We start from the raw sequence: 19554 nt of genomic DNA on the forward strand, positions 1-19554 counted from the left end.
CACGATGGAGGAGGTCCCGATGCCTGGTCCGAGCCCAGCGGCCCTGCCTATCCCTGCCCACGAGCGTCGAGTCACGCCCTGGCGTCAGTCGTTCCGGGGAGGCACCCGCGAGGACCGGACGATGCGCGAGGTCGAGGTGAGCCTGCCGCCTCGGCTGGCGGACCTGGACCTCGCGACGCCGTCCGCGCTCGGCGCGGACATGGACGCCGCGCTGCGGGCCATCAGCCGCCTCGATGACACTCTTGGTGAGCACCTCGCTCCCCTGGCGACGATGCTGCTACGGGCGGAGTCCGTCGCGTCGTCCAAGATCGAGCGGGTCGAGGCGTCCACGGACGACTACGCCCGCGCCCTGCACGGGATCAAGGCGCACGCCTCGGCGATGTCGATGGTGGCCTCCACCCGGGCGCTGGCCGACCTCATCGACTCCGTCGGACCCGACGCCGACGCGCACCCACCGGGCGCCGCCGGCAGCTGCACTGGCACCGGGCGCGCCCTCACGCTCGGGGCCATCCTGTCCGCCCACCGCATCCTCATGGCAGACGACCCCGAGGAGCGCGCCTACGCGGGCCGCCTCCGGGACATGCAGAACTGGATCGGCGGGTCGGACCACTCCCCCCGCGGCGCCCTCTACGTGCCGTCCCCACCCGAGACCGTGCCCGCACACCTCGACGACCTGATCGCCTATGCCGGACGGACCGACGTACCCGTCCTCACCCAGGCAGCACTGACGCACGCGCAGTTCGAGTCGATCCACCCCTTCACCGACGGCAACGGCCGGATCGGACGCGCCCTCATCAACACGATCCTGCGGCGACGCGGCATCACCAGCCGCGTCGTCGTCCCCCTCGCCTCGGCCCTGGTGGCTCGACGCGACGACTACTTCGATGCCCTCGGCGCCTATCGGGCCGGTGACGCGGCGCCGATCATCCGCGCCTTCACCCACGCCTCCACGCTGGCTGCGGAGGAGTCCGCAACCACCGCCACTCGACTGGCCGAGCTGCCCGACACCTGGCTGGACGCGGCGCGCCGGCCCCGCAACGGGTCCGCAGCCCGCCGCATCCTCGACACGCTGCTCGAGACGCCCGTCTTCACCACCGACGAGATCGCCACCACCATTGGCGGGCCACCGAGCTCGGTCTACGCCGCCATCGACCGCCTCCACACCAGTGGGGTCGTCCGACCGCTCACCCAGCGCACCCGCAACCAGGTGTGGGGCGCCGCCGCGCTCCTCGACGAGCTCGATGACCTCGGAGTCCGCATCGGCGCACGGGCCGGCGCCGAGCGGGGCTGAGTCGCGCAGGCGCCGCGTCCGTGCGGCCGCCCACCACCGCCCTGAACTCTGGTACGCAGGCGGGACAAGCCCGCAGACAACGATCCGCGTGAGGGCCCCATCCCCGGGAGCCTGGCAGGATCAGGACGGCTGCGGACTCCGGGACGCACGACCCCCGTCGGGGCGGGACCACCGCTGCCCCGACGAGGGCGAGCATGTACATCACGCGCGTCACGCGGCGCCAGATACGCCCGTCGAGACAGTGCGAGCGGTCGCCACGGCAAGGACGGCATCCGCGTCCTCCACCCCATGCCCACGCCAGGCGACGTGCTGATCGGGACGGACCAGCACGAGTGGAGCACCGCACTTCACCCGCAGCGCCAGGTCGTTGATCTCGAGGATCTCGAGCGGCGTGCCGGCAGCCACGGCAGCCTGCCTGAACCTCTCGGCCGAGACACTCGCGGACGGCGCCGCGAGCAGGGTGAGTCCAGGAGCCAGGTGGTCATAGAGCGACGACCCGTCTTCGAGCCACACGTGCGGCAGGCGATGTCCCGGCTTGGCGCTCGGCGTGTAGGTCATCGACGTCCACGGCGCGACGTCACCGTCGTCGTCAGCCACCGCAGCGCTGACGTAACGCTGATCGAGGGTGATCCCGCGAGCCACGTACTGGAGCTTGGTGCCCTGCCACAGGCGGTCGCCCCAGCCGCGACGCCTCGCTTCAGCCTCGACACCGGGCGCATCCACGTCCGTCCCCGTCATCTCCTCGATGATGCCGCGCGCTGCGCCGACGAAGCGCGCGACGTTGCTCGACGCCTCCGTGGCATTCGTGACAGCGATCGGCCGACGCTCAGGCCCGTACGTGTCGAGCAAGGAGTCGTCGGCCCAGCCATTCACCACGGCTCCCAGCTTCCAGCCGAGGTTGACGGCGTCACCGAAGCCCGAGTTCATGTTGTGTCCGCCGAAGGGCGCGTACAGGTGAGCAGCGTCGCCGGCGATGAAGAGTCGTCCCGCGCGATACTCGTCGGCGATCCGCTCGTGGATCTTGTACGCACCGGCGTAGACGACCTCGAAGGGGCGATCTGCGCCGATGATTCGCCTGACGATGGCCTCGACGTCGAGCTTGTCGACGTCGACGTCGACCGGATGGCCCGCCACGTGAGCACACCAGGTCTCTCGGTCGATGGGGACGACCAAGGCGCTGCCGGCCGGGGAGGTCAGGCTGGTGAACGCTGCCGGCGTCGGGCCGGCCTCGTCCAGCAGGCCCTCGACCCGGAAGTGGAGCAGCAGGTTGGCCGCGATCCCTCCCCGGCCCGAGCGCTGGATCCCCGCGGTCGACCTCACGATGCTCTGCGGACCGTCGGCTCCGACGACGTACGCCGCGTGGAGCGTCGACACGCCGCCAGTTGCCTGATCCGTCATCGTGACGACCACGCCGTCAGGTCCGTCGACCACCTCGTCGACCGTCACGCCGTCGCGGTAGGTGGCTCCCGACTCGAGCAGGGCTGCGCGCATCACGCGCAGGGTGTCGGGCTGCATGATGACCTGCGCGCCCTCCGAGACGTCGTCGCCCTCCTCCGAGGCGCGGAAGTCGAAACCGTCGCGGAAGTGCCCCAGGTCCTTGCCCGTGAGCGACGTGGCGAACGTGACCCCCTTCCGCCATCCCTCAGGCGTCGTGGCGGCCGCGCGGATGTCGTCCGCGATGCCCCAACGACGCATGAACTCCAGGGTCCGGGGATTGAGGAGCATGGCCTTGACGGGGTAGCGGGGCGTCACCGCGTCCTTCTCGATCACCAGGCAACGGACTCCGTGGCGCCTCAGCTCCAGGCCGACCGCACACCCCACCGGGCCGCCGCCGACCACGACCACGTCCCAGGTGCTGCCCTCGTCCTTCGGTGCCGCTGAATCCATGTGCCCGTCCTCTCGAAGTCGCCGGGTCCGTTGACCCTCACGACGACGTTAGGTACGCCAAGTTTCAATTACTTCGGCTCCTCGGTAAGGACGCGGTCACGAACTCCTCACGTCCGCACATCTACGGCTCGAGGGTCGCGCCTCACGCCGACCGAGCGGCGACTGGCGCCCCAAACTTTGGGACGCATTTGGGAAAGACCCCCGCACACAGCCGATCACCGTCAGGCACAGCCGGACACAACGAAAGAGCCCCTGACCGGCGTTTCCGCTGGTCAGGGGCTCTTTGTCCTGCTGGTGGCAGATCCAGGATTCGAACCTGGGAAGCTTTCGCGACGGATTTACAGTCCGCTCCCATTGGCCGCTCGGGCAATCTGCCATGTCGTGAAGCCGCGTTTGGGCGGTGCCACAACGAGAGGAGACAATAGCAAGGCACCCGGGCCGGTGCGGAATCCGCGCGGCCTACCCCGCAGCACCCCACCCGAGCAGGAGAGACACCAGCCTCATGGCCGACTCGTCGTTCGACATCGTCAGCAAGATCGACCGCCAGGAGGTCGACAACGCGCTCGGCCAGACCGCGCGCGAGATCGCCACCCGCTACGACTTCAAGGGCACCGGCGCCACCATCGAGTGGCAGGGCGAGGAGGCGATCGAGATCAGCGCCTCCGCCGACGACCGCGCCACCGCCGTCCTCGACGTCTTCAAGGGCAAGCTCATCAAGCGCAACGTCTCCCTCAAGACCATCGACGCCTCCGAGCCGCGCCAGTCCGGCCAGCAGTCGAAGATCTCGATCGCGCTCAAGGAGGGCATCTCCTCGGAGAACGCCAAGAAGATCTCCAAGCTGATCCGCGACGAGGGCCCCAAGGGCGTCAAGGCGCAGATCCAGGGCGACGAGCTGCGCGTCTCGTCCAAGAAGCGCGACGACCTCCAGGCGATCATCGCCCTGGTCAAGGAGCAGGACTACGACTTCGCGGTGCAGTTCACGAACTACCGCTGAGAGTCTCGCGGCAGGGCTTCGCCCTTCCTCGACCATCGGAGCCGCACGACGGGGAGCGTCGTCGGGACCACGTCCCGGCGGTGCTCCCCGTCGGGCTTTCCGGAGGTGCGTCGGTGCGGGGGTAGCCGCCCTTCCTCGACCACCGGCTGCGGTCAGGTGCGGGGGTCTCGTGGCTCGTCGCCGGCGCTCCTCGCACCTCGACCACCGGCGGCGGAGAGGAGGGCGATGCCGGCGCGCACGACCCCGTGCTCCCACGCGCGGGCGAGGGTGGTCTCGCCGCGGGTCAGCCGCGTGAACGAGCGCCAGCCGGGGCCGGCGAGCAGGTGGTGGAAGGCCGCGGGGCGCCGCTCGAACGCGGCCAGGCACCGTCGTCCGGCTGCCATCTCGGGGAGGAGGTCGGCGGCGAGGGCCGCCTCGTAGGCGGAGGCCATCGAGCCGAGGTGGGACGACGGCCCGCCGCCGAGCACGACCTCGGCCGCGACGCGTCCGGCCGCGAGGCCCGAGCGGACCGCGAACGAGATGCCTTCGCGCGTCCAGGGCTCGAGCAGGCCAGCGGCGTCCCCGGCGACGAGCAGGCGCCCGCGACCCAGCGGCGAGTCCGGCGTGCGGCAGCGGGTGAGGTGCCCGGAGTCGTGCAGCACGCGCAGCCCGGCCAGCCCCTGCTGCTCCACGAGCGCCCGCAGGTAGGCCTGCGTCTCGGCCGGTCGGCCCTTCGCCGCGATCACGCCGACGGTGAGGGAGTCACCCTTCGGGAAGACCCAGCCGTAGGAGCCGGGCAGCGGCCCCCAGTCCAGGTGGACCCGGTCGGCCCAGGCCGCGGCCTGCCCACCGGCGTCCAGCTCGACCTCGAGGCCGAGGTCCGTCTCCGCGACCCGCACCCCCACGGCGCGCGCGACGCGGCTCGAGGTGCCGTCGGCGCCGATCACGGTGCTCGCACGCACGAGGCCGTCGGCGGTGCGCAGCTCGATCGGCCCGGCGGACGTGGCGGCGTCGTCGGGCACGGTCACCGGCCCCACCCCCAGCCGCACGTCGGCGCCCGCGGACGAGGCGGCGTCGGCGAGCCAGGCGTCGAGCTCGGTCCGCGCGGCGGTGCGCAGCACGGGGCCGCCGTCCGGGCTGTGCCGCTCGCGTGGCGCGCCACCGCGCAACGTCGTGGAGACCCGCAGGACCTCGGCCCGCGCGGGCGGGGTGCCGGGCAGGGCCGCGAGGCTCGGCCCGATGAGACCACCGCCACACGTCTTGTACCGCGGGAAGGCCGCTCGCTCGAGCAGGACGACCCGCGCAACGGCCTGCGCGGCGGCCCGTGCCGCCGACGAGCCGGCCGGCCCGGCGCCCACGACGGCGACGTCGAACTCCTCGGATGCGCTGCTCACAGGGGCCGAGCCTACGAGGGGGCTATCCCCACCCCCGGACACCCGGGCTGACCTGCGCGTAGTGGAGCACAGATCGCGGCCGGCCGTCGTGCCTGTCCACGCACCCCTGCGGAGGAAAGGTCTGCCTCACTTCTTGTCTACAGTGGAAGAGCGTCGCCGCCCAGCCGACGCCCCGGACCGCCTCGCGGGACGTGGGCGCACCCCCGGCACACCGGCAACCCCGGACCACGATCCCGCGCGGCGCAGCGATGTTGAGGAGCGGACGCAGGTGTCCAAGCAGGTCAAGCAGCTCGACCGGGTCGTCATCCGGTTCGCGGGCGACTCCGGTGACGGCATGCAGCTCACCGGAGACCGGTTCACGCAGGAGTCGGCGTCGTTCGGCAACGACCTCGTCACCCTGCCGAACTTCCCCGCGGAGATCCGCGCCCCCCAGGGCACGATCCCCGGTGTCTCGTCGTTCCAGGTGCACTTCGCCGACCACGACATCCTCACCCCCGGTGACGCCCCCGACGTCCTCGTCGCGATGAACCCCGCGGCGCTGAAGGCGAACCTGGGCGACATGCCGAAGGGCGCGACGATCATCGTCGACACCCACGACTTCACGGGCCGCAACCTCACCAAGGCCGGCTACGAGTCCAACCCGCTCGAGGCGCTCGACGCCGAGGACGGCGGCGACCAGGGCCCCCTCGCGGGCTACTCGGTGCACCCCGTCGACCTCACCGGCATGACCGTCGAGGCGGTCAAGGAGTTCGGCCTCTCCCGCAAGGACGCCGCCCGAGCGAAGAACATGTTCGCGCTCGGCCTGCTCTCCTGGCTCTACGGCCGCCCGATCGCGCCGACCGAGCAGTTCCTGCACCGGCGGTTCGCCCGCGTGGCCGACATTCGCGACGCGAACCTCACCGCGCTCAAGGCCGGCTGGAACTTCGGCGAGACCACCGAGACCTTTGTCGTCCAGTACGAGGTGAAGCCCGCCCCCATGGCGGCCGGCACCTACCGCAACATCACCGGCAACCTGGCGCTGGCCTACGGCCTCGTCGCCGCCGGCGTGCAGTCCGACCTGCCGGTCTTCCTGGGCTCGTACCCGATCACCCCGGCCTCGGACATCCTCCACGAGCTGAGCAAGCACAAGGCGTTCGGCGTCACGACCTTCCAGGCCGAGGACGAGATCGCCGGCATCGGCTCGGCGATCGGTGCGGCCTACGGCGGTGCGCTGGGCGTCACGACCACGTCCGGCCCCGGCATCGCGCTGAAGTCCGAGGCGATCGGCCTGGCCGTGATGACCGAGCTGCCCCTCCTCGTCATCGACGTGCAGCGCGGCGGCCCCTCGACCGGCCTGCCGACCAAGACCGAGCAGGCCGACCTGCTCCAGGCCATGTTCGGCCGCAACGGCGAGGCGCCCGTCCCGATCGTGGCGCCGCAGTCGCCGGGCGACTGCTTCTCCGCCGCGCTCGAGGCCGCCCGCATCGCCGTCACCTACCGGACGCCGGTCATGCTGCTCTCCGACGGCTACCTGGCCAACGGCTCCGAGCCGTGGCACGTCCCCGAGGTCGCCGACCTGCCGAAGATCGACGCGAACTTCGCCACCGCTCCCGCCGAGGGGGAGGAGTTCCTCCCCTACAGCCGCGATCCCGAGACCCTGGCCCGCCCGTGGGCGCCGCCGGGCACCGCCGGCCTCGAGCACCGCATCGGTGGTCTCGAGAAGGCGGACGGCTCGGGCAACATCTCCTACGACTCGGCCAACCACGACAAGATGACCCGGCTGCGCCAGGCCAAGGTCGACCGCATCGCCGAGTCCCTCCCGCCGCTCGAGGTGGACGACCCCACCGGCGACGCCCGCGTGCTGGTGCTGGGCTGGGGCTCCACCTACGGCCCGATCGGCGCCGCCGTGCGCCGGGTCCGCAACGAGGGCGGCAAGGCCGCGCAGGTGCACCTGCGCCACCTCAACCCGTTCCCGAAGGACCTCGGCGAGATCCTGAAGCGCTACGACAAGGTGCTGATCCCCGAGATGAACCTCGGGCAGCTCTCGATGCTGATCCGCGCGAAGTACCTCGTGGACGCGGTCGGCTTCAACCAGGTGCGCGGCCTGCCGCTCAAGGCCGCCGAGCTCGCCGAGGCCATCACGGGCCTCGTGGAGCAGATCGAGAAGGAGGACGCACGATGACTGCCACCGACCTGGGCCTGCCCAGCCTGCGAGGCACCGAGGGCGTCCCCGTCCTGAACGAGGGAGAGAAGCTCACCGGCAAGGACTTCTCCAGCGACCAGGAGGTCCGCTGGTGCCCCGGCTGCGGCGACTACGCCGTCCTCAAGGCCGTCCAGGGGTTCCTCCCCGACCTCGGCCTGCGACGCGAGAACATCGTCTTCGTCTCCGGCATCGGCTGCAGCTCCCGCTTCCCGTACTACCTCGACACCTACGGGATGCACTCCATCCACGGCCGCGCACCCTCCATCGCCACCGGCCTCGCCACGTCGCGTGAGGACCTCTCCGTCTGGGTCGTCACCGGCGACGGCGACGCCCTCTCCATCGGCGGCAACCACCTCATCCACGCGCTGCGCCGCAACGTCAACATGACGATCCTGCTGTTCAACAACCGCATCTACGGTCTCACCAAGGGCCAGTACTCCCCCACCAGCGAGGCCGGCAAGATCACCAAGTCCACCCCCATGGGCTCCGTCGACCACCCGTTCAACCCGGTGTCGCTGGCGCTGGGCGCCGAGGCGTCCTTCGTGGCCCGCACCATCGACTCCGACCGCAAGCACCTCACCTCCGTGCTCGCCGCCGCCGCCGCCCACCGCGGCACCAGCCTGGTCGAGATCTACCAGAACTGCCCGATCTTCAACGACGGCGCCTTCGACGCGATCAAGGACCGCGACACCAAGGAGCACGCGATCATCCCGCTCGAGCACGGTCAGCCGATCGTGTTCGGCGGTGGCACCAAGGGCCTCGTCCGTGCGGCCCACGGTGGCGTCGAGGTCGCGGAGATCGGGGACGCCGACGGGCAGGTGAGCCTGGAGCAGGTGATCGTCCACGACGCCCACCAGCAGGACCCCACCCTGGCCTTCGCGATCAGCCGGCTCACGGACGCGGGCTACCTCAACCGCTCCCCCATCGGCATCTTCCGCCAGGTCGAGCGCCCGACCTACGACGACCAGGCCCGCGGCCAGGTCGACTCGGCCCGCAAGGCCGCCCCGGGCGAGCAGTCCGACCGCCTGGCCGCCCTCATCGGCGGCGGCGACACCTGGACGGTCGTCTGAGACGTCCTCCCCTCGAGGTGCGCGAGCGCCGAGTCGGCAGAAAGTTGCTGCCGACTCGGCGCTCGTGTCGTTGCTGGGGGCGTCAGCTGACGCGGTGGATGTAGATCTCCCGGGAGACGTCGGCCTGCCACTTCGGGGTGCGCACGACGTGGGCCCGGTAGTAGACGCGGTTGTAGCCGTCCTTGGGGCCGCGGACCTTCATCCGGTAGCGCCCCTTGTCGTTGGTGCGGGCCTTGCCGAAGAGCCGCCAGCCGGACGAGCAGCGCAGGTCGCGCTTGCAGTCCATGATCTGGATGCGGACGTTGATGGACCTGCCGGGCACGGGGCTGACCCGCCCGACCACGACAAACCGGTTGTCCTTCGGCTCCTTGCCCGCGATGGAGACCTCCCGGTTCGCGCGGGCGGCGTGCGCGGCCGGGGCGGTGACGACGCTCAGTGCCAGCAGCGCGGAGACGAGGGCGGCCACGAGGGCCGCGGAGACAGCGGGGGCGGCGGGGACGGTGCGGGTCACGAGGTCCTCCCGGTGGGACGGCTCGGCGGGATGCGGCTGGACGGGCGCCGGTGCAGCTGCACCGGCACGCCGGACCGCCGCCCTGATCGGCCAGCACCGTACCCCGCCTGAGGAGTTCGTGGGCGGCTCCCGCGCCCCTAGGGTGCGCTGGTGAGCGACGGTCGTCGCGGGATGCTGCTGGGCATCTCCGCCTACGCGATGTGGGGCCTGTTCCCCCTGTACTTCCCGCTGCTGGAGCCCGCGGGGGCGCTGGAGATCCTCGCCCACCGGCTCGTGTGGTCGCTGCTCACGATGGCGCTGGTCGTGCTCGTGCTGCGCAAGCGCCGCTCCCTGGCCGCCCTGCTGCGCGACCGGCGCAAGGTCGGCCTCCTGGCGTTGGCGGCCCTCGCCATCACCGCCAACTGGGGCATGTACATCTATGGCGTCGTCACCCAGCACGTCGTCGAGACCGCGCTCGGCTACTACATCAACCCGCTGGTCTCGGTGCTGCTCGGCGTGCTGTTCCTCGGCGAGCGGCTGCGGCGGCTCCAGTGGGTCGCCATCGGACTCGTCGTGCTGGCCGTCCTGGTGCTCACGATCGGCTACGGACGGCTGCCCTGGATCGCCCTCGTCCTGGCGTTCTCGTTCGGCACCTACGGGCTGCTGAAGAAGAAGGCCGCCGCCGGGGCGGTGGAGTCCCTGACCGTCGAGACGGCGGTGGTCGCCGGCCCGGCGCTCGCCTACCTGGTCTGGCTCGGCGCTGCGGGCCAGGCGCAGGCCGGCGCCCACGGCACCGGCCACGCGCTGCTGTTCGCCACCACCGGTGTCGTCACCGCCGTGCCGCTGCTCTGCTTCGGCGCCGCGGCGATCCGACTGTCGCTGACGACCATCGGGATGCTGCAGTACCTGACCCCGACTATCCAGTTCCTCATCGGCGTCTACGTCCAGGGCGAGGCGATGCCGACCGAGCGGTGGGTCGGGTTCGCCCTCGTGTGGCTGGGGCTCGTCGTGTTCACCGTGGAGGCGATCCGCGGCTCACGACGCAGGGTCGTCGCCCCGGTCGCGTAGGTCGCCGGAGGCGGCCATCCCACTCAGCCGGTGCGGACCGCCACCACGTCCGCGAACGCCTCGAGGGCGTCCCGCACGGCACCGGCGGGCAGCACGGAGAGGTGCTTCTTGGCGGCCTCGGCCTGCGCCACGACGTAGCTGCGGGCCTCGTCCATGGCCGGGTGGGCGCGCAGCAGGGTGAGCGCCTCCTCCACGTCCGCGTCCTCGGTGAGGGGCCGCGAGAGCAGGTCGAGCAGGCGGACGTCGGCGGCGTCGGTCGAGCCGACGGCCTGCGACTGCGCCATGAGCACCGGCAGCGTGGGCACGCCCTCGCGCAGGTCGGTGCCGGGGGTCTTGCCGGACTCGCCGGTCTCCGAGGCGATGTCGAGGATGTCGTCGGAGAGCTGGAAGGCGCTGCCGACGATCTCGCCGTACGCGGCCAGCGCCTCGACGACCTCGGCGGGCGCGCCGGAGAACATCGCCCCGTAGCGCGCCGAGGTGGCGATGAGCGAGCCGGTCTTGCCGGCGACGACCTCGAGGTAGTGCTGGAGCGGGTCCTCGTCGGCACCCGGGGGCACCGTCTCGAGGATCTGGCCCTCGACGAGCCGGGTGAACGTGCGGGCCTGGATGAGCACGGCCTCGGGGCCCAGCTCGGCGGTCAGCTCGGAGGAGCGGCCGAAGAGGAAGTCGCCGACGAGGATGGCGGTGTTGTTGTCCCACCGGGCGTTCGCGCTGGGCGCACCGCGCCGCACGTCCGCCTCGTCCATCACGTCGTCGTGGTACAGCGAGCCGAGGTGGGTGATCTCGACGACGCAGGCGCTGGTGAGCACGGCGTCGTTCTCGGGGTCGCTGCCGGCCTCGGCCGCGAGCAGCACCAGCAGCGGCCGGAACCGCTTGCCGCCGGCGTCGAGCAGGTGGCTGGCGGCCTCGGTGACGTAGCTGGAGTGGGCACGGACGTGACCCGCCAGGAGCGTCTCGACGCGGTCGAGACGCTCCTGCAGACGGTGGGCCAGCTCAGGGTCGGTGACCGGGAGGGCGAGGTTGGCCGGCGGTGGGGTGGTGCTCACCTGATGAATTGTCCGGCATGGCTCGCGAGGTCCAGCACCGGCCCAGGAACCAGGCCCAGGGCGAGGGTGCCGATCACGCCGACCGTGATGACGGTGACCACCAGCGGGGACGGGGTGACCACGCTGGCCGAGGCCTCGGTGGGGGCGGAGAAGAACATGATCTTGATCTGGCGGACGTAGAAGAACACGCCCAGCACGGACGCCAGGATCGCGACCAGGACCACCGGCCACATGCCCGCGGACATGGCCACCACGAACACCGACCACTTGCCGGTGAACCCGGCGGTGAGCGGGATGCCCGCCATGGAGAGCAGGAACAGCGAGAACACGCCGGCCACCAGCGGCGAGCGACGGCCGAGGCCGACCCACCGGTCCATGCCCGTGGCCTCGCCGGAGGCGTCGCGCACCAGCATGACCACCGCGAAGGCGCCGACCGTGGCGAAGCCGTAGGTGGCCAGGTAGAACATGACCGCCTGGAGCGAGGTGACCTGGCCGTCGGCCAGCTCCGTGGGGCTCTGGACGCCGATGACGCCGGTGAGCAGGAAACCCGTGTGCGCCACCGCGGACCACGCGAGCATCCGCTTCACGTCGGTCTGGACGATGGCCATGAGGACGCCGACCAGCATGGTGAGGGCGGCGACGCCACCGAGCACCGGCATCCACGTCCACCGCTCCGCGCCGAAGGCGACGTAGAAGAGCCGCAGCAGGGCGCCGAAGGCGGCGATCTTGGTGCAGGCCGCCATGAACGCGGTGACCGCGGTCGGGGCGCCCTGGTACACGTCCGGGGTCCAGGCCTGGAACGGCGCGGCGCCGACCTTGAACAGCAGGCCGACCGCGAGCATCGCGAGACCCATGAGCATGAGGCCGCGGTTGCCGAGGTCGCTGCGCACCGCCACGTCGATGGCCGCCAGGTCCATCGACCCGGCGAAGCCGTAGGTGAGGGCGATGCCGTAGAGGAAGAACCCGGAGGAGAACGCGCCGAGCAGGAAGTACTTCAGCGCCGCCTCCTGGCTCAGCAGGCGGCGTCGGCGGGCCAGGCCCGTCATCAGGTACAGCGGGAGGCTCAGCACCTCGAGCGCGACGAACATGGTCAGCAGGTCGCCGGAGGCGGGGAACAGCAGCATGCCGCCGACCGCGAACATCATCAGCGGGTAGATCTCGGTGTGCTCCAGGCCCTGGGTGCGCTTCTCGGCCTCGGTGCCGGGCAGGGCCGCGGCCTGGCCGGCGAAGGCGCTCACGCCCTGCTCGAGGCGACGCTCGGCGAAGAGCAGCAGCCCGAGCCCGGCGAAGACCAGCACGAGGCCCCAGAGGAACACGGTCGGGCCGTCGACGACGACCGAGCCGGCGCCGCCGATGACGCCCTGGGCGTCGCGGTCGGCCACCTCGTCCAGGTCCGCGCCCACGTAGACGGTGCCGACGAGCGCGGCGACGAGGCCGAGCGCCGCCACCGCGACCTGCGGGAGGAACCGCGAGCCGCGGGGCAGGAACGCCTCGAGCGCGAGGCCGACGATGCCGGCGCCGAGCACGACGATGATCGGCCAGATCTCGGCGTAGGCCATGTACGGCGTGGTGAACTCCGACATCAGTGCTCGCCCTCCTCGGCGCTCGCGTCCGCGGCCGGCGCGGACACGGTCGGGGACTCGTCGGTGACGCCCACGTGCGTGAGCAGGTCACCGACGTAGTCGTTGCTGGCGTCCAGCAGGGGCTGCGGGAAGAACCCGAAGCCGACCAGCGCGACCATCAGCGGCAGCACCGCGACGACCTCGCGCACGCCCAGGTCACGGCGGGCGGGGCTGCCCTCGGGCAGCTCCGGCGGCGGCCCGGTCATGGAGCGCTGGTACATCCAGAGGATGTAGATCGCGGCGAGCACGATCGCGGTGACCGCGATGGCGCCGACCCACCAGGCGTACTGGAAGGCCGCGATCAGCACCAGGAACTCGGAGACGAACGGGCTCAGGCCGGGCAGGCTCAGCGTGGCCAGGCCCGCGATCAGCAGCATCGCCGACATGACCGGGGTGACCTTCTCCTGGCCGCCGAGCTCACGGATCGACGTGGTGCCACGGCGGGCCGTGATGTAGCCGGCGACCAGGAACAGCGCGGCCGTGCCGACGCCGTGGTTGACCATGTAGAGCACCGCGCCCGAGCCACCGGTGGTGGAGAAGACGAAGATGCCGAGCACGATGAAGCCGAAGTGGCTCAGCGAGGTGAGGCCGATGAGTCGGAGCACGTCGTCCTGCCCGATGGCCAGGAACGCGCCGTAGACGATCGAGATAAGCGCGAGCGCGACGACGACCGGGGTGGCCCACTGCGAGGCCTCGGGGAAGATCCCCAGGCAGAAGCGCAGCATGCCGAAGGTGCCGATCTTGTCGAGCACCGAGACGAGCAGCACCGAGGTGGCCGGGGTGGCCTTGCCGGTGGTGTCGGCCAGCCAGGTGTGCACCGGGAACAGCGGCGCCTTCACCGCGAACGCCACGAAGAAGGCGGCGAACAGCCAGCGTCCGGCCTCGGTCGGGATGTCGAGGGCCATGAGGTCGGAGAGCAGGTAGCTCGGGGAGCCGGCCTGCGCGGAGACCACGTAGAGCCCCAGGACGCCGGCGAGCATGACGAGCCCGCCGCCGAGCTGGAAGACCAGGAACTTGATCGCCGCGGCCGAGCGCCCGGCACGGCCGTAGCCGCCGACCAGGAAGTACGCGGGGATCAGCGTGGCCTCGAAGACCAGGTAGAAGAGGAACACGTCGGTGGCGAGGAAGACCGCCATCGAGAGGCCCTCGAGCGCCATCACGAGCGCGGCGAAGCCGGCGGCGCTGCCCTGGCCGACCCCGTCCAGGTCGGTCTCGGTGTCGCGCCAGGCGGCGAGCAGCACCACGGGCACCAGGACGGCGGTGAGGCCGACCATGAGCAGGCCGAGGCCGTCCACGCCCCAGGCCAGGTGCACGCCGAGCGCGGGGATCCACGCGTAGGTCTCGGTGAGCTGCATGCCCTCGCCGAGGTTCCACGAGAGCGCCACGGCCGCGGCCAGCACCAGGGTGAGCAGGGAGAAGCCGAGCGCGACCTGCTGGGGCAGGCGTCCGCTGCGGGGGCTGAGCGCGGTCGCCAGCGCGCCCACGAGGGGCACGGCGACGAGCAGCGTGAGCCAGGGGAGGTCCATCAGAGGTTCACCACCAGGAGAGCCGCGAGGAGCAGGACGGCGCCTGCGAGGACGGAGAGTGCGTAGGAGCGGACGTAGCCGGTCTGGAGCCGCTTGATCACCTGGCCGACGCCGCCCATCACCGACGCACCGTCGGTGAAGGTCGGGTCGACGACCTTCTCGTCCAGCGCCACGAGCCCGCGGGTCACCCCGCGACCGGGGCCGACGACCAGGCTGTCGTTGATCGCGTCGCCGTAGAGGTCGTGGCGTGCGGCGGTGGTGAACGGGCTGACCTTCTCCGGGGCGGTGTCCGGCACCTCGCGGCGCCCGAACATCGCCCAGGCGACGGCCACGCCGACCGCGACCACCACGAGGGTGACGAGGGTGTAGACGATCGCGGGCACCGGCAGCTCGTGCTCGGGGGCCTCCCCGACGACCGGCGCCAGCCAGTCGACGATCCAGCCACCGAGGTAGAGCACGCCGCCGAGCACCGACAGCGCGGCGAGGACGACGAGCGGCCCGGTCATCACCGAGGGCGACTCGTGCGGGTGCACCCCGTCGCGCCACCGCTGCTTGCCCAGGAACGTCATCAGCATCAGCCGGGTCATGTAGAAGCCGGTGACGCCCGCGCCGACGAGCGCGCAGACGCCGGCGACCGGGTTCTCCACCAGCGCGGTCTCGATGATCTTGTCCTTCGACCAGAAGCCCGAGAACAGCGGGAAGCCGATGATCGCCAGGTAGCCCATCGCGAACGTCAGGAACGTGACCGGCATGGCCTTGCGCAGCGCCCCGTAGTGGCGCATGTTCACGTCATCGTCCATGCCGTGCATCACCGAGCCGGCGCCGAGGAACATGTTGGCCTTGAAGAAGCCGTGCGTGATCAGGTGGAAGATCGCGAACGCGTAGCCGTACACGCCGAGGCCCGCGGCCAGCATCATGTAGCCGATCTGGCTCATCGTGGAGCCGGCCAGCGCCTTCTTGATGTCGTCCTTGGCGCAACCGATCACGGCGCCCCACAGGACGGTGACGGTGGCGACGACCACGACGACGGTCTGGGCGTGCGGCGCACGCTCGAAGATGAAGTTCGAGCGGACCACCAGGTAGACGCCGGCGGTCACCATCGTGGCCGCGTGGATGAGGGCCGAGACCGGGGTCGGGCCCTCCATCGCGTCCAGCAGCCACGCCTGGAGGGGCACCTGGGCCGACTTGCCGGCGGCGCCGAGCAGGAGCAGGAGACCCAGCGCGGTCAGCACGGTGCTGCTCGCGCCCGAGGCCAGCGCGGAGACCTCGGTGAAGCTGAAGGTGCCGAAGGTGACGAACATCAGGCCGAGCGCCAGGGCCAGGCCCGTGTCGCCGACGCGGTTGATCACGAACGCCTTCTTCGCGGCCGCGGCCGCCGAGGGCTTGTGCTGCCAGAAGCCGATGAGCAGGTAGGAGGCGAGGCCCACGCCCTCCCAGCCGAGGAACAGGCCGAGGTAGTTCTCGCTCAGCACCAGCGTGAGCATGGCGGCGACGAACAGGTTGAGGTAGGCGAAGAACCGACGACGGCGGGGGTCGTGGCTCATGTACCCGATCGAGTAGACGTGGATCAGCGAGCCGACGCCGGTGATGAGCAGCAGGAACAGCACCGAGAGCGGGTCCAGCAGCAGGTCGAGGCCGACGTCGAGGTCGCCCACCGAGAGCCAGGTCCACAGGTGCTGGGTGACGCTGCGCTCGGCCTCGTCGCGGCCCATGAGGTCCACGAGCATGAGGGCGCTGAGCACGAACGAGCCGATCGGCAGCGCCGTGGCCAGCCAGTGGCCCCAGGCGTCGGTGCGTCGGCCGCCGAGCAGCAGGACGACGGCGCCGAGCAGCGGCAGCGCGACCACGAGCCACAGCAGGGCGGTGACGCCGTCCGCGGCGCTCGGGTCGAGGACGGGGACGGCGGCGTGGCCGTCCGCGGTGAAGTAGTGCATCGTCTCCGCGCTCCTAGAACTTCAGTAGGCTCGCGTCGTCGACCGAGGCCGACCGGCGGGTACGGAAGATGGTCATGATGATCGCGAGGCCGACCACGACCTCGGCGGCGGCCACGACCATCACGAAGAAGGCCGCGATCTGGCCCTCGAGGTCGCCGTGCTGCTTGGCGAACGCGACGAGGGCGAGGTTGCAGGCGTTGAGCATCAGCTCGACGCACATGAAGACCACGATCGCGTTGCGCCGCACGAGCACGCCGGTCGCACCGATGGTGAACAGGATCGAGCTGAGCACGATGTAGGGCGTCACGTCGGTCATCGGTCACCTCCCTCGCCGTCGGTGGTGCTGGGGTGCACCTCGGGGTTCTCGGTGTTGTGGCCGCTGCCGGCGGAGGCGTCGGTCGCTCCGGTGGCACCGCCCGCGGGGGCGGACTCGCCGCCGGTGATCTCGGCCAGCGTCGCCTCGACGTCGGAGACGGACGCGGTGCGCACCGTGCCGCGCGCCACCAGGGTCGCGGAGACCGAGGTGGGTGCCGGCGTCCCGTCGGGCAGGAGCGCCGGGGTGTCGACGGCGTTGTGCCGGGCGTAGACGCCGGGCGAGGGCAGCGGGCCGAGCGGCTTGCCGGTCTCGGCGTAGTCACGCAGGCGCTGGGCGGCCAGGTCAGCCTGGGTCGTGCGCGGCTCCAGCCGCTCGCGGTGCGCCAGCACCATCGCGCCCAGGGAGGCGGTGATGAGCAGCGCGGCGGTGACCTCGAAGGCGAGGACGTAGCGGGAGAACAGCAGCGCCGCGATCGCCTGGATGTTGCCGTCGGAGTTCACCGCGCCCATCCCGGTGGCCGCGCCGAGGCTGATCTGGGCGGTGCCCACGACCAGCAGCGAGCCCAGCACCACGCCGCCGAGGATCGACAGCGCCCGCTGGCCGGGGATCGTCTCGGTCAACGAGTCGGAGGCGTCGACGCCGACCAGCATCACCACGAACAGGAACAGCATCATCACCGCGCCGGTGTAGACGATGATCTGCACGGCGAAGAGGAACGGTGCCTCCAGCGTCAGGTACAGGCCGGCCAGGCCAATCATCACGGCGGCCAGGAGCAGCGCCGCGTGCACGGCGTTGCGGACGAACAGGACGCCCAGCGCCGCGGCCGTGACCACGACGGCGAGCACCCAGAAGGCGACGCTCACTTCTCCCCCTCCCGCGCGGACGGGGCCGGGGCCGCGTACGCGCTGCGGTAGTAGTCGCCCTCGTCGTCGCCCAGCGTCATCGCGTGCGGCGGCGCCTCCATGCCCGGCAGCAGCGGGGCGAGGAGGTCGGACTTCTCGTAGATCAGGTCGGCGCGGTTGTCGTCGGCCAGCTCGTACTCGTTGGTCATCGTCAGCGCCCGGGTCGGGCAGGCCTCGATGCACAGGCCGCACAGGATGCAGCGCAGGTAGTTGATCTGGTAGACGCGGCCGTACCGCTCGCCGGGGCTGAAGCGCTGGCTGGCGCCGTCCTCGTCGGGGACGTCGCTGTTCGAGGCGCCTTCGACGTAGATGGCGTCGGCCGGGCACGCCCACGCGCACAGCTCGCAGCCGACGCACTTCTCCAGCCCGTCCGGCCAGCGGTTGAGCTGGTGCCGGCCGTGGAAGCGCGGGGCCGTGGGCTCCTTCTGGAACGGGTACTGCTCGGTGACGACCTTGCGGAACATCGTCCGGAAGGTCACGCCGAAGCCGGCCACCGGGTCGAGGAACTGCTCCTTGAAGCTCGGGGAGCCCTTCTCGTCTGCCATGTCAGCTCTCCTGGGTGGTGCCGGCGGGCACCGTCTCGTCGGGGCCGGTGGGGAAGGTCAGCGGGGCGGCGGCGCCGCGCACGGCCCGGCCGGGCATCGGCGGCACCGGGTAGGTGCCGGTGGGCTGCGGCGCCTCGTCGACCACGACGTCGTCCTCGCGCCTGCCCAGCGGCAGGAAGCCGGCCAGCAGGATGACGACGACGATCGCGCCGCCACCGATCAGGTAGTCGGTGGTGTCGAGGGTGAGGCTGGTGCTGGCGTAGCGCATGGCGGCGACGAGGACGACCCAGGCCAGCGAGACCGGGATCAGCACCTTCCAGCCCAGCGCCATGAACTGGTCGTAGCGCAGGCGGGGCAGCGTGCCGCGCAGCCAGATGAACATGAAGATGAACAGCAGGACCTTGCCGAAGAACCACAGCACGGGCCAGTAGCCCTCGTTGAAGCCGGCGTAGAGGCTGTCCAGCCAGAACGGGGCGTGCCAGCCGCCGAGGAACAGCGTGGTCGCGATCGCCGAGACCGTCGCCATGTTGATGTACTCGCCGAGGAAGAACAGCGCGAACTTCAGCGAGCTGTACTCGGTGTGGAAGCCGCCCACCAGCTCGCCCTCGGCCTCGGGCAGGTCGAAGGGGGCGCGGTTGACCTCGCCGACCATCGAGAGCACGTAGATGACGAAGGACGGGAAGAGGATCAGGCCGAACCAGAGGTCGTCCTGGGCCGCCACGATCTCGGAGGTCGACAGCGAGCCCGCATACATGAACACCGCGATCAGCGCGAGGCCCATCGGGATCTCGTAGGAGATCATCTGGGCGCTCGAGCGCAGGCCGCCGAGCAGCGAGTACGTCGATCCCGACGACCAGCCGCCGAGCACGATGCCGTAGATGCCGATCGAGGCGATGGCCATCACGAACAGCACGGCCACCGGCATGTCGGTCAGCTGCAGCGGCGTCATCTGGCCGAACAGGTTCACCTCGGGCCCGAACGGGATCACCGCGAAGGTGGTGAACGCCGGGATGACGACGAGCACCGGGGCCAGCAGGAACACCGCCTTGTCGGCCGCCGTCGGGATGATGTCCTCCTTCAGCGCCAGCTTCACGCCGTCCGCGAGGGACTGGAGCAGGCCGAAGGGTCCGTGGACGTTGGGGCCGATGCGGTGCTGCATCCGGGCCACCACCCGGCGCTCCCACCAGATGTTGAACAGCGTCAGCAGCACCAGCACCACGAAGATGAGCAGCGCCTTGACCAGGACGATCCACCACACGTCCTGGCCGAACGCGCTGAGGTCGAGGTCCTCGATCCGCAGCACCCCGG

The 19554-nt window shown here is 71.1% G+C and carries 16 protein-coding genes and 1 tRNA gene; 5 read left to right on the top strand and 12 right to left on the bottom strand.

The window, feature by feature from the left end:
- Positions 1-121 precede the first annotated feature (121 nt).
- On the top strand, positions 122-1291 hold the full coding sequence (locus M8316_RS00090) for a Fic family protein (protein WP_250050847.1): 1170 nt from the start codon (positions 122-124) through the stop codon (positions 1289-1291).
- A gap of 210 nt (positions 1292-1501) precedes the next feature.
- On the opposite strand, the gene M8316_RS00095 is transcribed toward M8316_RS00090, so the two are convergent.
- Together M8316_RS00095 and M8316_RS00100 are read right to left on the bottom strand one after the other, a co-directional pair.
- On the bottom strand, positions 1502-3178 hold the full coding sequence (locus M8316_RS00095) for an FAD-dependent monooxygenase (RefSeq protein ID WP_250050849.1): 1677 nt from the start codon (positions 3176-3178) through the stop codon (positions 1502-1504).
- A 292-nt stretch (positions 3179-3470) separates the two neighbouring features.
- Positions 3471-3554: transfer RNA gene (locus M8316_RS00100), tRNA-Tyr, on the bottom strand.
- 126 nt (positions 3555-3680) lie between these two features.
- Between M8316_RS00100 and M8316_RS00105 the strand changes: the two genes are divergently transcribed.
- Positions 3681-4172, top strand: a complete 492-nt coding sequence (locus tag M8316_RS00105; RefSeq protein ID WP_250050851.1) for a YajQ family cyclic di-GMP-binding protein — start codon at positions 3681-3683, stop codon at positions 4170-4172.
- Between the two features lie 152 nt (positions 4173-4324).
- Here the strand turns inward: M8316_RS00105 and M8316_RS00110 are convergent, their stop codons facing one another.
- Positions 4325-5545 (bottom strand): geranylgeranyl reductase family protein, encoded by a 1221-nt coding sequence (locus M8316_RS00110; protein WP_250050853.1) that lies wholly within the window; start codon positions 5543-5545, stop codon positions 4325-4327.
- A gap of 142 nt (positions 5546-5687) precedes the next feature.
- On the opposite strand from M8316_RS00110, the gene M8316_RS00115 reads away from it, so the two are divergent.
- Together M8316_RS00115 and M8316_RS00120 are read left to right on the top strand one after the other, a co-directional pair.
- Positions 5688-7706, top strand: a complete 2019-nt coding sequence (locus M8316_RS00115) for a 2-oxoacid:acceptor oxidoreductase subunit alpha (RefSeq protein ID WP_372490533.1) — start codon at positions 5688-5690, stop codon at positions 7704-7706.
- On the top strand, positions 7703-8797 hold the full coding sequence (locus M8316_RS00120) for a 2-oxoacid:ferredoxin oxidoreductase subunit beta (RefSeq protein ID WP_250050858.1): 1095 nt from the start codon (positions 7703-7705) through the stop codon (positions 8795-8797). The genes M8316_RS00115 and M8316_RS00120 overlap by 4 nt, the downstream gene beginning before the upstream one ends.
- Before the next feature lie 82 nt (positions 8798-8879).
- Here M8316_RS00120 and M8316_RS00125 read toward each other — a convergent pair whose 3' ends face one another.
- On the bottom strand, positions 8880-9308 hold the full coding sequence (locus M8316_RS00125) for a hypothetical protein (RefSeq protein ID WP_250050860.1): 429 nt from the start codon (positions 9306-9308) through the stop codon (positions 8880-8882).
- A gap of 150 nt (positions 9309-9458) precedes the next feature.
- On the opposite strand from M8316_RS00125, the gene rarD reads away from it, so the two are divergent.
- The gene (gene rarD / locus M8316_RS00130) at positions 9459-10355 is read left to right on the top strand and encodes an EamA family transporter RarD (protein WP_250050862.1); all 897 of its coding nucleotides are present in this window, start codon (positions 9459-9461) and stop codon (positions 10353-10355) included.
- Positions 10356-10378: 23 nt separating this feature from the next.
- Here the strand turns inward: rarD and M8316_RS00135 are convergent, their stop codons facing one another.
- From M8316_RS00135 to nuoH, 8 genes are read right to left on the bottom strand one after another with little or no spacing between them, the layout of a single operon-like run.
- A complete protein-coding gene (locus tag M8316_RS00135) occupies positions 10379-11401 on the bottom strand; it encodes a polyprenyl synthetase family protein (RefSeq protein WP_250050865.1) in 1023 nt (340 codons plus the stop codon).
- A complete protein-coding gene (gene nuoN, locus M8316_RS00140) occupies positions 11398-12984 on the bottom strand; it encodes an NADH-quinone oxidoreductase subunit NuoN (protein WP_250050867.1) in 1587 nt (528 codons plus the stop codon). Before nuoN ends, M8316_RS00135 begins: the two co-directional genes overlap by 4 nt.
- Positions 12984-14549 (bottom strand): NADH-quinone oxidoreductase subunit M, encoded by a 1566-nt coding sequence (locus tag M8316_RS00145; protein WP_250050869.1) that lies wholly within the window; start codon positions 14547-14549, stop codon positions 12984-12986. The genes nuoN and M8316_RS00145 overlap by 1 nt, the downstream gene beginning before the upstream one ends.
- Entirely contained in the window at positions 14549-16483 is a 1935-nt protein-coding gene (gene nuoL / locus M8316_RS00150; protein ID WP_250050871.1) for an NADH-quinone oxidoreductase subunit L, read from the bottom strand. The genes M8316_RS00145 and nuoL overlap by 1 nt, the downstream gene beginning before the upstream one ends.
- Positions 16484-16496: 13 nt before the next feature.
- The gene (nuoK, locus tag M8316_RS00155) at positions 16497-16799 is read right to left on the bottom strand and encodes an NADH-quinone oxidoreductase subunit NuoK (RefSeq protein ID WP_250050875.1); all 303 of its coding nucleotides are present in this window, start codon (positions 16797-16799) and stop codon (positions 16497-16499) included.
- The gene (locus M8316_RS00160; protein ID WP_250050876.1) at positions 16796-17662 is read right to left on the bottom strand and encodes an NADH-quinone oxidoreductase subunit J; all 867 of its coding nucleotides are present in this window, start codon (positions 17660-17662) and stop codon (positions 16796-16798) included. The genes nuoK and M8316_RS00160 overlap by 4 nt, the downstream gene beginning before the upstream one ends.
- The gene (gene nuoI / locus M8316_RS00165; RefSeq protein WP_250050878.1) at positions 17659-18246 is read right to left on the bottom strand and encodes an NADH-quinone oxidoreductase subunit NuoI; all 588 of its coding nucleotides are present in this window, start codon (positions 18244-18246) and stop codon (positions 17659-17661) included. Before nuoI ends, M8316_RS00160 begins: the two co-directional genes overlap by 4 nt.
- A 1-nt stretch (position 18247) precedes the next feature.
- Positions 18248-19540 carry an NADH-quinone oxidoreductase subunit NuoH gene (gene nuoH / locus M8316_RS00170; protein ID WP_250051560.1) on the bottom strand — a complete coding sequence of 431 codons (1293 nt, stop codon included), beginning with the start codon at positions 19538-19540 and terminating at the stop codon, positions 18248-18250.
- Between the last annotated feature and the right edge of the window lie 14 nt (positions 19541-19554).

The sequence above is a fragment of the Nocardioides bruguierae genome, assembly GCF_023554635.1.
In the GTDB taxonomy this organism is placed as follows: Bacteria; Actinomycetota; Actinomycetes; order Propionibacteriales; family Nocardioidaceae; genus Nocardioides; species Nocardioides bruguierae.